10 protein-coding genes and 1 pseudogene are annotated in these 12,417 nt (G+C 72.8%); 1 reads left to right on the forward strand and 10 read right to left on the reverse strand.

Annotated features, from left to right (window positions below):
• Nucleotides 1-63: 63 nt before the first annotated feature.
• The 3 genes from NMK44_RS08180 to bldG all read right to left on the reverse strand — a co-directional run bounded on the left by NMK44_RS08180 (nt 64) and on the right by bldG (nt 4,519).
• Nucleotides 64-2,520, reverse strand: coding sequence for a sodium-translocating pyrophosphatase (locus NMK44_RS08180; protein ID WP_254739906.1), 2,457 nt, complete (start codon nt 2,518-2,520; stop codon nt 64-66).
• 1,134 nt (nt 2,521-3,654) lie between these two features.
• The gene (locus NMK44_RS08185) at nt 3,655-4,086 is read right to left on the reverse strand and encodes an ATP-binding protein (RefSeq protein WP_254739908.1); all 432 of its coding nucleotides are present in this window, start codon (nt 4,084-4,086) and stop codon (nt 3,655-3,657) included.
• 91 nt (nt 4,087-4,177) lie between these two features.
• On the reverse strand, nt 4,178-4,519 hold the full coding sequence (bldG, locus tag NMK44_RS08190; protein ID WP_009716787.1) for an anti-sigma factor antagonist BldG: 342 nt from the start codon (nt 4,517-4,519) through the stop codon (nt 4,178-4,180).
• A gap of 54 nt (nt 4,520-4,573) precedes the next feature.
• On the opposite strand from bldG, the gene NMK44_RS08195 reads away from it, so the two are divergent.
• Complete coding sequence (locus tag NMK44_RS08195) at nt 4,574-7,027, forward strand: DEAD/DEAH box helicase (RefSeq protein ID WP_254739910.1); 2,454 nt, start codon at nt 4,574-4,576, stop codon at nt 7,025-7,027.
• A gap of 141 nt (nt 7,028-7,168) precedes the next feature.
• Here the strand turns inward: NMK44_RS08195 and NMK44_RS08200 are convergent.
• The 7 genes and pseudogenes from NMK44_RS08200 to ssd form a co-directional block, all read right to left on the reverse strand.
• Nucleotides 7,169-7,435: pseudogene (locus NMK44_RS08200) on the reverse strand (Rv3654c family TadE-like protein); the annotation flags it as partial.
• Entirely contained in the window at nt 7,432-7,905 is a 474-nt protein-coding gene (locus NMK44_RS08205; protein ID WP_254739912.1) for a TadE family type IV pilus minor pilin, read from the reverse strand. The pseudogene NMK44_RS08200 and the gene NMK44_RS08205, both read right to left, overlap by 4 nt.
• Complete coding sequence (locus NMK44_RS08210) at nt 7,892-8,089, reverse strand: DUF4244 domain-containing protein (protein WP_254739914.1); 198 nt, start codon at nt 8,087-8,089, stop codon at nt 7,892-7,894. The genes NMK44_RS08205 and NMK44_RS08210 overlap by 14 nt, the downstream gene beginning before the upstream one ends.
• A 200-nt stretch (nt 8,090-8,289) precedes the next feature.
• Entirely contained in the window at nt 8,290-9,105 is an 816-nt protein-coding gene (locus NMK44_RS08215) for a type II secretion system F family protein (RefSeq protein WP_254739916.1), read from the reverse strand.
• Nucleotides 9,102-10,031, reverse strand: coding sequence for a type II secretion system F family protein (locus tag NMK44_RS08220; RefSeq protein WP_254739918.1), 930 nt, complete (start codon nt 10,029-10,031; stop codon nt 9,102-9,104). The genes NMK44_RS08215 and NMK44_RS08220 overlap by 4 nt, the downstream gene beginning before the upstream one ends.
• Nucleotides 10,028-11,194 (reverse strand): TadA family conjugal transfer-associated ATPase, encoded by a 1,167-nt coding sequence (locus NMK44_RS08225; protein ID WP_254739920.1) that lies wholly within the window; start codon nt 11,192-11,194, stop codon nt 10,028-10,030. Before NMK44_RS08225 ends, NMK44_RS08220 begins: the two co-directional genes overlap by 4 nt.
• Nucleotides 11,191-12,300: a septum site-determining protein Ssd gene (gene ssd, locus NMK44_RS08230; protein WP_254739922.1), complete on the reverse strand. Its 1,110-nt coding sequence runs from the start codon at nt 12,298-12,300 to the stop codon at nt 11,191-11,193. The genes NMK44_RS08225 and ssd overlap by 4 nt, the downstream gene beginning before the upstream one ends.
• Nucleotides 12,301-12,417 lie beyond the last annotated feature (117 nt).

Raw genomic sequence — 12,417 nt, forward strand, 5'->3', positions numbered from 1 at the left:
CCGGTGCACACCACCCGCCCGCACGTCGTGGGGACTCTCAGAGCCCCGTGGCCGACCCCGGGGTCAGGAAACCACCGCCGCGTCGGCCGACTTGGCCACGCGCTCGGAGTTGCCTTCATCACCCACGGCGATTCCGCGCCGCTTGGAGATGTAGACCGCTCCGACGATGATCATGACGGCGGCCACCGCGATGACCGCGCGCAGTCCCGGACTGGCGTCATCGCCGTACGAGAACTTCACCACCGCCGGGGCGATCAGCAGCGCCACCAGGTTCATCACCTTCAGCAGCGGGTTGATCGCCGGGCCCGCGGTGTCCTTGAACGGGTCGCCGACCGTGTCGCCGATCACCGTGGCGGCATGGGCCTCGCTGCCCTTTCCGCCGTGGTGCCCGTCCTCGACCAGCTTCTTCGCGTTGTCCCAGGCCCCGCCGGAGTTCGCGAGGAAGACGGCCATCAGGGTGCCGGTGCCGATCGCCCCGGCCAGGAAGGAGCCGAGCGCGCCGACCCCGAAGGTGAAGCCGACGGCGATGGGCGCGAGGACCGCGAGCAGACCCGGAGTGGCCAGTTCGCGCAGCGCGTCCTTGGTGCAGATGTCGACGACCCGTCCGTACTCCGGGGTCTCGCTGTAGTCCATGATCCCGGGCTTCTCACGGAACTGCCGGCGCACCTCGAAGACCACCGCACCGGCCGACCGCGACACCGCGTTGATCGCCAGCCCCGAGAAGAGGAAGACGACGGCGGCGCCGAGGACGAGCCCGACCAGGTTGTTGGGCTGCGAGATGTCCAGGCTGAGATTCATCTCACCGGCCACGCTCACATGTACATCGTCGATGGCCTCGGCGATGGCATCACGGTACGAGCCGAAGAGCGCGGCCGCGGCGAGCACCGCCGTCGCGATCGCGATGCCCTTGGTGATCGCCTTGGTGGTGTTGCCGACCGCGTCCAGGTCGGTGAGCACCTGGGCGCCCGCGCCCTGGACATCACCGGACATCTCGGCGATGCCCTGCGCGTTGTCGGAGACCGGACCGAAGGTGTCCATCGCGACGATGACGCCGACGGTGGTCAGCAGACCGGTACCGGCCAGCGCGACCGCGAACAGCGCCAGCATGATCGAGCTGCCGCCGAGCAGGAACGCGCCGTAGACGCTGAGCCCGATCAGCACCGCCGAGTAGACGGCGGACTCCAGACCGATCGAGATTCCGGAGAGCACCACGGTAGCCGGGCCGGTCAGCGAGGTCTTGCCGATGTCCCGGACGGGACGCCGGGTGGTCTCGGTGAAGTAGCCGGTGAGCTGCTGGATGAGCGCGGCCAGCACGATGCCGATCGCGACGGCGACCAGCGCGAGGACCCGCGGGTCCCCGCTGTGGCCGAGGATCTCGCGGTCGGTGACCCCGTCGAGATCGGCGTAGCTGGACGGCAGGTACACGAAGACCGCGACCGCCACCAGCACCATCGAGATCACCGCGGAGATGAAGAAGCCGCGGTTGATGGCGGTCATCCCGCTGCGGTCCGAGCGGCGCGGAGCCACCGCGAAGATCCCGATCATGGCGGTGATCACACCGATGGCCGGGACGAGCAGCGGGAAGGCCAGTCCGGAGTCACCGAACGCGGCCTTGCCGAGGATCAGCGCGGCCACCAGGGTCACGGCGTAGGACTCGAAGAGGTCCGCGGCCATGCCCGCGCAGTCGCCGACGTTGTCGCCCACGTTGTCCGCGATGGTCGCGGCGTTGCGCGGGTCGTCCTCGGGGATGCCCTGCTCGACCTTGCCGACGAGGTCGGCGCCGACATCGGCGGCCTTGGTGAAGATGCCGCCGCCGACCCTCATGAACATCGCGATCAGGGCGGCACCGAGACCGAAGCCCTCCAGCACCTTGGGTGCGTCGGCTGCGTAGACGAGCACCACGCAGGAGGCGCCCAGCAGGCCGAGGCCGACGGTGAACATGCCGACCACGCCACCCGTCCGGAAGGCGATCTTCATCGCCTTGTGCGAGACGGCCGTCAGATCCACGGCCGGCTGGCCGGGCGAGGAGGAAGCGGAGTCCCCATTGACGGATGAGCCGGATGAGCCGGGTGAGGCGGAAGCGGCGGGAGTGGCTTCACGGGCCGCCGCGGCGACACGCACATTGCTGCGCACCGCGAGCCACATCCCGATATAGCCGGTGGCCGCCGAGAATCCCGCGCCGATCAGAAAGAACACCGAACGCCCGATGCGCTGCGCCCAGTCGTCCGCAGGCAACAGCATGAGCAGGAAGAACACCACCACGGCGAATCCACCGAGGGTGCGCAGCTGCCGGGCGAGATAGGCATTCGCGCCTTCCTGCACGGCCGCGGCGATCTTCTTCATGCTGTCCGTGCCCTCGCCGGCGGCGAGGACTTGTCGTACCAGCACCACCGCGACCGCCAGTGCCGCGATCGCGACGGCGGCGATCACCAGCACGATCACACGATTGTCATCGGTCAGCTCTGCGGCGGCCAGGGTTGGGGTGAGGTCCAGCTGATGAGGGGTGAGAGGCCCCGCCATTCGTCCTCCTTGACGTTTGGCACATGGGCGCGCAGCAGTTCTGCGACCGCAGAAGAGCCGCCACGCTCAGGCGTCCTGAGCTCGAGATGTGGACGGATTGTAGGGAGCGTCACACGATCAAAACAGGGCGCCGGAATGGGAATTCGCCTGCATCAGCGAAGATCAATAGGTTTGAGGCCCGAGAATTCGCCCGGAAGGGGGACGGTTGACAATTCGCTGACGGGTGTCGAATGATCTCCATAAATGATCTCGGCGCGCTATGAAAAGTGCTGATCAGGGCATTAACGAGGGAGATCACTCAGCCCGCCGGGAGACCGAAGCGGAAGATCGCGGAGAGGGGTCACGAGACCCCGCGGAGGGTCATGACGGCCCAAGGCCGGAATCAGCGGAACGAGCGACCGGAACCCACCCCGATCCCGTCCCCCGGGACGAGGGACGGGGACGGGGGACGGCGGGGCGAGTCGGCCCGCAGGACGGCGGGGCCCGGCGGCTGCGGGGTCGTGGGAGGGCGGCAGGGCGGCAAGGCCGACAGGGCCGGAAGGCGGCGGGGCCACAGGAGGACGGCCGGGCGGCAGGGCTGGCAGGCTGCGGGACGGCGGGGCCCGGCGGCTGCGGGGTCGCGAGAGGGCGGCGGGTGGCGGGGCCCGGCGGGCGGCTGGCCCGCGCGGTGGCCTGGCCACTGGCCAGGGGCGAGGCCCGGCGGGGCCGCAGGGTTGGCAAGACGCGGCAGCGGGGCGACGAGGCCTGGGCCAGCGAGGCGGGGCGGGGCGCTACGGCGCCGGGTGGTGGGACTCGACGGTGATGTTCTGGGGCCGGTTCAGGCCGATCTGGGTCCGAAGGAAGGGAAAGCGGTAAGCGGGAACGCTGCAGAGGCGGCAACCGGTATCGCCGATCGTCGATCGCCGGAGCATTCATGATGCCGAGCCATGGACGACGGCCCTCGCCGTCACGGCACAGCCAAGAGCCCGGTGGGGCTAATCAGACGGCCGGACCGACCAGACCACCGATAGGGCACGGACGGACGGGCGCGCGGGCGCACCTCAGCGCGGTACGGCGCAGCCGCCGTACTCACGACGCCGCCGCCGACCCGACACCTTGCCGGGGTGATGGCGACAGAAAGCCGAGTCAGACGCCCTACGGCACCAGGGAGTCGGGGGAAGTCGGCCAGCTCATCCGGATCACTCCACCGGTCTCGCTGGTCGTCACCTCGACATCGTCGACAAGCCCCTTGATCACGGCCAGGCCCATCTCGTCCTCGCCCTCGGGCTCGGACTCCTCCTCGCCACCGGTGGCGCCGGGGGCCAGAGCGGCCGAGGTCGGGGACTCATCGCCGATCTCGATGGAGAACTTCTTCTCCTCCTCGGTCAGCGCCACCCGCACCGGGGCGTCCACCCCATTGCTCAGGTGGAGCCCCACCGCACGGGTGCATGCCTCGCCGACCGCGAGTCGCACCTCGTCGAGCACGGCCTCATCCACTCCGGCCCGGCGCGCCACGGCCGCAGCGACCAGACGGGCGGTCCTGACGTGCTCGGGCAGCGCGCTGAAGCGGAGTTCGACGGTGGCCATGCCATCCCCCTCGGGCGTATGGGCGTGCGTGTCGGGGGGGCCGGGCGATGACGCCCGGTTCCCCCTTCGGTGTCTTCCTGCGACGACCGGATCAGTCGGTCGCCGCGACAGCGTCCTCGACCGAGGTGTGAATCGGGAACACCTTGGTCAGGCCGGTGATACGGAAGATCTTGAGAATGCGCTCCTGGTTGCACACCAGGCGCAGTGAGCCCTCATGGGCTCGTACGCGCTTCAGCCCGCCGACGAGCACGCCGAGCCCGGTGGAGTCGAGAAAGTCGACGCCCTCCATGTCGACGACCAGGTGGTAGCTACCGTCGTTGACAAGCTCGACCAGCTGCTCGCGCAGCTTGGGCGCGGTGTATACATCAATCTCGCCACCGACCTCGACGACCGTGCGGTCGCCAACGGTCCGAGTCGACAGGGACAGGTCCACGGATCCTCCAGCACCTTGCATCGAGCGGTCGCCCCCCATGGATCGGCAGCCGCGATGGCATTCAATCACTTACCAGCAGGCGTGCACGACGCCTTGAGCCCATTGTCCGTCAGACCAGTGACAGACTCGGTGTCGATGGCCCACAACCAACTCCCGCGGCAGACGGGCATACGCCCCTCACCGCGGGCTGTCCTCGGTCGGCTCGGCACGGGTGCGGGTCGAGGCGCGCGCATCACTCATACGGAGCACTTGCCCCCGCGTCTCGGGACCCATGCCGACTGGCCTTCGCCGATCCGCCCGGAAGTGATCGAGGCCATCCGGGCCGCCGGAATCGACCGCCCCTGGGGTCACCAGGCGCGTACGGCCGAGTACGCGCTGCGCGGGGAATCGGTGGTGGTCGCCACTGGAACCGCCTCCGGAAAATCCCTGGCCTACCAGGCCCCCGTCCTCAGCACCCTGCTGGACGGATCCGAGGAACCCAGCGGGCGGGGCACGACCGCGCTGTACCTCTCGCCCACCAAGGCGCTGGCCGCCGATCAGCGCCGCACGGTGGCCGATCTCGCCGCCCCGCTGGGCACCGCTGTCCGCCCCGCGGTCTACGACGGCGACACGCCGGTCGAGGAACGCGAATGGGTGCGTCAGTACGCGAACTACGTCCTCACCAACCCGGACATGCTGCACGGGGGCATCCTGCCGGGGCACCCCCGGTGGTCCTCCTTCCTGCGCTCGCTGCGCTACGTCGTCATCGACGAGTGCCACACCTACCGGGGGGTCTTCGGCTCCCACGTCGCCCAGGTGCTGCGTCGGCTCCGGCGTGTCTGCGCCCGCTACGGCTCCTCGCCGGTCTTCCTGCTCGCCTCCGCCACGGCAGCCGACCCCGCCGTGGCGGCGGCCAGGCTGACCGGTGTGCCGGTCGCGGAGATCACCGAGGACTCCTCGCCCCGCGGTGAGGTCGTCTTCGCCCTCTGGGAGCCGCCCCTGACCGAGCTGCACGGTGAACAGGGCGCCCCGGTCCGCCGCACCGCCACCGCAGAATCCGCGGATCTGCTCACCGATCTGGCCGTCCAGGGCGTCCGCACGGTGACCTTCGTACGCTCCCGGCGGGGCGCGGAGCTGATCGCCCTGATCGCCCAGGAACGGCTGGCCGAGTTGGACCGCTCGCTGACGGACCGGGTGGCCGCCTACCGGGGCGGCTATCTGCCCGAGGAGCGCCGGGCCCTGGAGCGCGCCCTGCACTCCGGCGAACTCCTGGGGCTCGCCGCCACCACCGCCCTGGAGCTCGGTATGGATGTGGCCGGTCTGGACGCCGTCGTCCTGGCGGGCTATCCCGGCACCCGCGCGTCGGTGTGGCAGCAGGCGGGACGGGCCGGGCGCAGCGGGCAGGGGGCCCTCGCGATCCTCGTGGCCCGGGACGATCCGCTGGACACCTATCTCGTCCACCACCCGGACGCCCTCTTCCGCCAGCCGGTGGAGTCCACCGTGCTCGACCCGGACAACCCCTACGTTCTGGCGCCGCATCTGTGCGCGGCCGCGGCCGAGCTGCCGCTCACCCCGGCGGACCTGGAGCTGTTCGGCCCCGCCACCGAGGAGCTGGTGCCGCAGCTGGAGCGGCGCAAGCTGCTGCGCCGCCGGGCGACCGCCTGGCACTGGACCCGCCGCGAGCGGGCCGCGGACCTCACCGACATCCGCGGGGAGGGCGGCAGCCCGGTCCAGGTCGTGGAGGCGGCGACCGGGCGGCTGCTGGGCACCGTGGATGCCTCCGCCGCCCACAGCACCGTGCACGAGGGCGCCGTCCACCTGCACCAGGGCCGGAGCTATCTGGTGAAACACCTCGACCTCGACGACTCCGTCGCCCTGGTGGAGGAGGCCAGTCCGCCGTACTCCACCACCGCCCGCGACACCACGGCCGTCTCCATCCTGGAGACCACCACCGAGATCCCCTGGGGAGACGCCCGGCTGTGCTTCGGCTCGGTCGAGGTCACCAACCAGGTCGTGTCCTTCCTCCGCCGCAAGCTGATCACCGGCGAGGTGCTCGGCGAGTCCAAGCTCGACCTCCCGCCACGCACACTGCGCACCCGCGCCGTGTGGTGGACGGTCACCGAGGACCAGCTGGAGGACGCACGGGTGCATCCCCAGGCGCTCGGTGGTGCCCTGCACGCCGCCGAACACGCCTCCATCGGCATCCTGCCGCTCTTCGCGACCTGTGACCGCTGGGACATCGGCGGAGTCTCGGTGCCGCTCCACCCGGACACCCTGCTGCCGACGGTCTTCGTCTATGACGGGCACCCCGGCGGTGTGGGCTTCGCCGAGCGTGCCTTCCACACGGCGGCCCGCTGGCTGACCGCCACCCGCGAGGCCATCGCCGCCTGTGAGTGCGAGGCGGGGTGCCCGTCCTGCATCCAGTCCCCCAAGTGCGGCAACGGCAATGACCCGCTGGACAAGAGGGCGGCGATCCGCCTGCTGACGACCCTGCTCGCCGGAGCCCCGGAGCAGCCCCCCGCCGGATGACGCGCTCGGTCGCCCCATCACGGACCGCACCCCGCGCGTCGGCCCCGGCTGCCCGGCGCCGTCGGTGACGGGTGCGGTCGCGGGCCCGGCCCGTGCCCTGGACCGCAGAGTGAACGGCCCGGTGCGCACTTCCGCCGTGAGATCGGCGATCTCCCCGCTCAGGGCGCAGCGCACCACCCGGGCGCCCTGGGCGGAGGCGACCCGCCGGGCGAGTCGGCACGCCACCCCCTTGCCCTCCAGACCATGATCGGCGGCCGCCAGAGCGGCCAGATCGGCGGCGGCGCCCGCACGGTGGCGGGCCACCATGGCCTGCCCGGCGGCCAGCACGGCCGCGAACACCACGCACACGGCCGTGGCGGCCACCACGACCCAGACCGTCGCCGATCCGCGGTCGTCCGTCGTCCTCACGGCACCGTCCCCCGTACGGCGGCCGAACCCGGCGGGGCGCCGACGGCGTCCTCGGCGAGGGCGACCGCTTCACCCCGCAGCCCCACCGCGAGTGGGCCGGGACCGGCCGAGCGGGCCTCGACCCGCACCCGCACCAGATCGCCGTCCCGCCACACCTCGACCCGGGCTCCGTGCGGGGCGGCCGATTGGGCGGCGGCCACCGCGGCGTCCCCCGGCTCCGAGCGCGCCGCCGCCCTGGCTCCGGCCCGGGCCGCGTCCACGCACTGCAACTGCGCCGCCGCGGCCATCAGGCCCCAGATGAGCATCAGCGTGAACAGCGCCAGCACCGGCAGGGCGATGGCGGCCTCCGCGGTGACATAGCCGCCGTCCCGGCTCCCGCGGGGCGCGCCGGGGGTGCCCCGCGCGCCGCTCCCGGCGCGCGGGACCCTCCGGCCGTCCGCCCCTCGTCGCGGCTCCTCAGAACCGCGCATCGAGCGCCTGGCCGATCACCGACTCGAGCGCGCCGCTGACGCCTCCGCTCGTCACCACCTTGTAGAGCACCGCGGCGAAGGCGCATGCCGCGATCGTCCCCATCGCATACTCGGCGGTGGTCATCCCCGCCTCACCCTTGGTGCACATCGCCACATACCGCCGCGTCCACCACTGCTTCACCATGTCCGTCCCCTTCACGTTCGTCCGCTGTCGCCGGTCGTTGCCGTCGTTGCTGTCGTTGTTTGGTGTCGTGGTCGTTGTTCGGTGTCGTCGTTGCGTTGCCCTCAGCGCGTTGTCGTCGTGGTCGTGTGTGTGGTCGCCGTCGGATTCCGTGGCGCCCCGAGCGCCTTCCGGCGCCCCCGGGCCGCCGTCCGGAACCGGACTCAGCCGCGGCCCATCAGCCCGCCGGCCAGCCCGACCATCACCGGGGCCAGGCCGATCAGCAGATATGCGGGCAGAAAACAGACCGTGAGGGGCGCGGTGGCCCGTACAGCGGTGCGGTCGGCCCGTTTCAGCGCCTCCCGGGTCTGTTCGGCGCGGCATTCGGCGGCTACCCGGGAGACCGGCTCCACGGCCGGTGCGCCCGTGGTCCCGGCACGTTCCAAGGCGCGGGCGAGCCCCTGCGCTCCGGGCAGGGCGCCCATCCGGCCCCAGGCGGCGGCCGGTTCACCTCCCAGCCGCAGCTCCGCCGCGGTCCGGGCCAGCCGCTCACCGACCGGCCCGCCCAGTGAGGTGCCCACCGCCTCCGCCGCCCGGCGCGGCCCCGCTCCGGCCGCCAGACAGGCGGTCAGCAGATCGGCCGCCAGGGGAATCTGCCGTGCCGCGGCGGTCTCGGCGCATCGGTCGCGGCAGGATGAGGCGCCCATGGCCCGGCGGCGCCGCTGCCAGCGCCGGACGCCATACGCGGCGGCGATCCCCAGCACCCATCCCGTGGGTCCCCCGACCATGACCGGTCCGGCCAGCAGTGCCCCGAAGGAGGCCGCCCAGGCAAGGCCCGCCCCCTCACCCACCGCGGCGCGCAGGCGCTCCCACGGCCGGGGCCGCTTCGGCGGTCCGGCATCGCAGCCCGGCAGCAGGGCCGCCAGCCGCCGCCGGACGGCACGCGCCCGGCGGGATTCGAGCGCGGCCATCACCGTGCACAGGACGGCCGCCACGACGGACAGCGCCATCCCCAGCCTGTGGACAACATCCGCGCTCATCGGCCACGGCTCCCGGAAGAGGCCAGCGCCGAACGCACCAGCCGACCGGTCCAGAACAGCCCCGCCCACTCCAGCAGCCCGCCCAGCACCAGACAGCCGAGGCCTGCCGGGGTGTGCAGCAGGACGTACAGCGGATCGGCGCCCAGCGCGCTGCCCAGGACCAACCCGACGAGGGGCAGCCCGGCCAGGGCCATCGCGGTGGCTCTGGGCCCGGCCAACTTGGCGCGCAGATCATCGCGCTGGTCGCGCTCGGCGCGCAGCGCCGCCGCCACCCGGTCGAGCCCGGCCGCCAGGCCCGCCCCCTCGTCGACCGCCACCTGCCAGCAGGCGGCCACTCCGGTCAGTCCCTCGGCCCCCGGTGTGCGGGCGGCTCTGCGCAGCGCGTCGGGCACATCACCACCGAACCGGGCGGCGGCTGCCACCAGCCCCCACCGCTCCCCGAGATCGCTCGGTGCCACGGCGAGCAGCGCCTCCCCGGGCTGCCGCCCGGCGCGCAGCTCGCCCGCCACCGCCGAACACAGCTCGATCACCCCGGCGGCATGCCGCTCGCAATCCCGGCTGTGCTCGCGGCGGCGCAGCCACCGGCCGACGACCGGTACGGCCGCCGCCGCGAGGAGCAGGGGCAGAACCGACGCGCCCAGCAGTGCGACCACGCCCCCGGCGGGCAGGCACAGGAGCTCACGGCCCATCCGTCCGCCGTAGCGGACCCGCCATCGCTCCCGCACCCCGGCCGCGGCCTCGGTCAGCCTCCGCGCCGGATCCGGTGCGGCGGGAATCGCGGATGCGGCGGCGCCGCCACCCGCGAACAGCAGCCTGGCGCGGCGCAGCTCCCGGTCCCGTCTGGCGAACAGCCACACCGCCGCTCCGGCGCACAGCAGCGCGACGGACAGGGCCATCGCCCCGCGGTCCGCTCCCGCGCCCGTCATACGGCACCTCCGCCCCGTTCACAGCGGCTCCGGAGCCGCTGCCAGCCTTCGGTCCGTTCGAAGCCGTGCGGGCCCCACAGGGCCGCGGGCACGGTCGTGACGTAGCCCGCCCGGTCCCGGTCGAGCACATGCAGCTCGGCGATCCTGCGCCGCCCGCCCCGGTCCCGCACCAGATGGACCACGACCGACAGGGCCGCGGCGAGCTGGCTGTGCAGCGCGGCCCGGTCCAGGCCCGCGCTCGAACCGAGCGCCTCCAGCCGCGCCGGAACGTCCCCGGCGGTATTGGCGTGGACGGTGCCGCAGCCGCCCTCGTGGCCCGTGTTCAGGGCGCCGAGGAGATCGGTCACCTCGGGGCCCCGCACCTCCCCCACCACCAGCCGGTCCGGGCGCATCCGCAGGGCCTGGCGCACCAGGTCCCGCAGGGTGACCTGGCCGCGGCCCTCCTGATTGGCGGGCCGGGTCTCCAGCCGGACCACATGCGGATGGTCGGGCCTCAGCTCGGCCGAGTCCTCGGCGAGAACGATCCGCTCGTTCGGCGCGACCAGTCCCAGCAGGGTGGAAAGCAAGGTGGTCTTGCCCGACCCGGTGCCACCGCTGACCAGGAAGGACAGCCGGGCGTCCAGCATCGCCCGCAGCAGACCGGCGCCGCCGGGCGGCACCGTCCGGGCGGCCACCAGCTCATCGAGGGAGAACGCCCGCGGACGCACCACCCGCAGCGAGAGACAGGTCGAACCGACGGCCACCGGCGGCAGCACGGCGTGCAGCCGCGTCCCGTCCGGCAGCCGGGCGTCCACCCAGGGCCGGGCGTCGTCCAGCCGCCGCCCGGCCACCGCGGCGAGCCGCTGGGCCAGTCTGCGCACGGCGGCCGCGTCGGCGAAGGTCACCGCCGTGCGCTCCAGCCCCGAACCCCGGTCCACCCAGACCTCGTCGGGCGCGGTGACGAGGACATCGGTGACGTCGGGCGCGGCGAGCAGCGGCTCCAGCGGGCCGGTGCCGACCAGTTCGGAGCGTAGGGCCGCGACCACTCCGAGCACCTCGGTGTCCCCGAGCAGCCGCCCCTCCTCGCGCAGGGCCGCCGCCACCCGGGCGGGTGTGGGGTCGGCTCCGCTTTCGGCGAGCCGCAGCCGCACGGCGTCCAGCAGCCCCGTCGACGCGGCGCTCATGCGGGCACACCCCCTTCACCGGCCAGCGCACGCTCCCAGAATTCGGTGCAGAACCGGCTCAACGGTCCCCGCGCGCTGCCTCCCGGAGGCTCCCCGTCGTCCAGGGCTGCCGACAGCCCCGGCTCCGGCGGGAGTTGACCGGCCAGCGGCAGCCCGAGCAGCCCCGCGATCTCCTCGTCGTCGAGCTCGGGTCCGCACGGGCCACGCACCACCGCGCGCAGATCGCGCAGCACCATCCCGACCGTGGACGCCACCCGGTGGGAGGCCGCCACGGCGCGCAGCTCCGAGGGGACCACCAGCAGCCCGAGGTCGATCTGGGCCAGCGCCTCCGCCGTGGCGTCGTCGATCCTGCGGGGCAGGTCCACCACCACGACTCCGCCCCGTCGCCTGGCCGCGGCCAGCACGGCACGCATCGCGGAGGCGGGGATGACGACCGCGTCCCCGCGGTCCCAGCTGAGCACCCGTAAGGAGTGCAGCTCGGGCAGTGACTCCTCCAGCGCGCCGCCTGCGACCCGGCCCCTCGATTCGGCGAAGGCGGGCCATCGCAGACCCTCGGCGCCCTCACCGCCCAGCAGCACATCCAGCCCGCCACCCAGCGGATCACCGTCGATGAGCATGGTGCGGCGCCCCGCGCGGGCGGCGGTGACCGCCAGCGCGCAGGCGAGGGTCGAGGCACCCGCGCCACCGCGCCCGCCGATGACCCCGACGGTCAGTGCCTGCCGCCCCACTCCCTCGGCGACATCGGCGATCCGGTCCACCAGCCAGGTCTCGGCATCGGGCAGGAACGCGACGTGGTCCGCGCCGAGATCGACGGCCCTCCGCCAGATGCCGTGGTCGTCGAGGTCTCGCCCGATGAGGAGGACTCCCTCCCGGCGGGTGCGGCCCCGCAGCCGGGCGGCGGCGTCGTCCCCGACGAGGATCAGCGGCGCGCCCTCCCAACTGCCACTGCGCGTGGGCGCCCCGTGCGCCACTTCCGGTTCGGCTCCCGCCGCCGCGCACAACCGCAGCAGATCGTCGAGAAGTTCCTCGTCCTCGGTGACGATCAGCGGTCCGTTGCGCTGTTCTTCAGTCTCCGCCGGTCGTTCCGGTGTGATGGATGCAGCCACGATCCCCTCCGCATATCCGTTACGCGCTCTCACTGCCGCTAACGGCGAGCGCGAACTTCTCGGAGAATCACGATGCGGCGATCCAGAAAATCTTGGGGATCTTGGTCCAAAACTGTG

The organism is Streptomyces cucumeris, assembly GCF_024295805.1.
Classification (GTDB): domain Bacteria; phylum Actinomycetota; class Actinomycetes; order Streptomycetales; family Streptomycetaceae; genus Streptomyces; species Streptomyces cucumeris.

Excerpts from the sequence above, each read along its gene's own strand:
- NMK44_RS08180 (WP_254739906.1), bottom strand. The coding sequence starts at position 2,520 with ATGGCGGGGCCTCTCACCCCTCATCAGCTGGACCTCACCCCAACCCTG.
- NMK44_RS08205 (WP_254739912.1), bottom strand. The coding sequence starts at position 7,905 with ATGCGCGGTTCTGAGGAGCCGCGACGAGGGGCGGACGGCCGGAGGGTC.
- NMK44_RS08225 (WP_254739920.1), bottom strand. The coding sequence starts at position 11,194 with ATGAGCGCCGCGTCGACGGGGCTGCTGGACGCCGTGCGGCTGCGGCTC.
- NMK44_RS08215 (WP_254739916.1), bottom strand. The coding sequence starts at position 9,105 with ATGAGCGCGGATGTTGTCCACAGGCTGGGGATGGCGCTGTCCGTCGTG.
- NMK44_RS08195 (WP_254739910.1), top strand. The coding sequence starts at position 4,574 with ATGGCATTCAATCACTTACCAGCAGGCGTGCACGACGCCTTGAGCCCA.
- NMK44_RS08210 (WP_254739914.1), bottom strand. The coding sequence starts at position 8,089 with ATGGTGAAGCAGTGGTGGACGCGGCGGTATGTGGCGATGTGCACCAAG.
- NMK44_RS08220 (WP_254739918.1), bottom strand. The coding sequence starts at position 10,031 with ATGACGGGCGCGGGAGCGGACCGCGGGGCGATGGCCCTGTCCGTCGCG.
- NMK44_RS08185 (WP_254739908.1), bottom strand. The coding sequence starts at position 4,086 with ATGGCCACCGTCGAACTCCGCTTCAGCGCGCTGCCCGAGCACGTCAGG.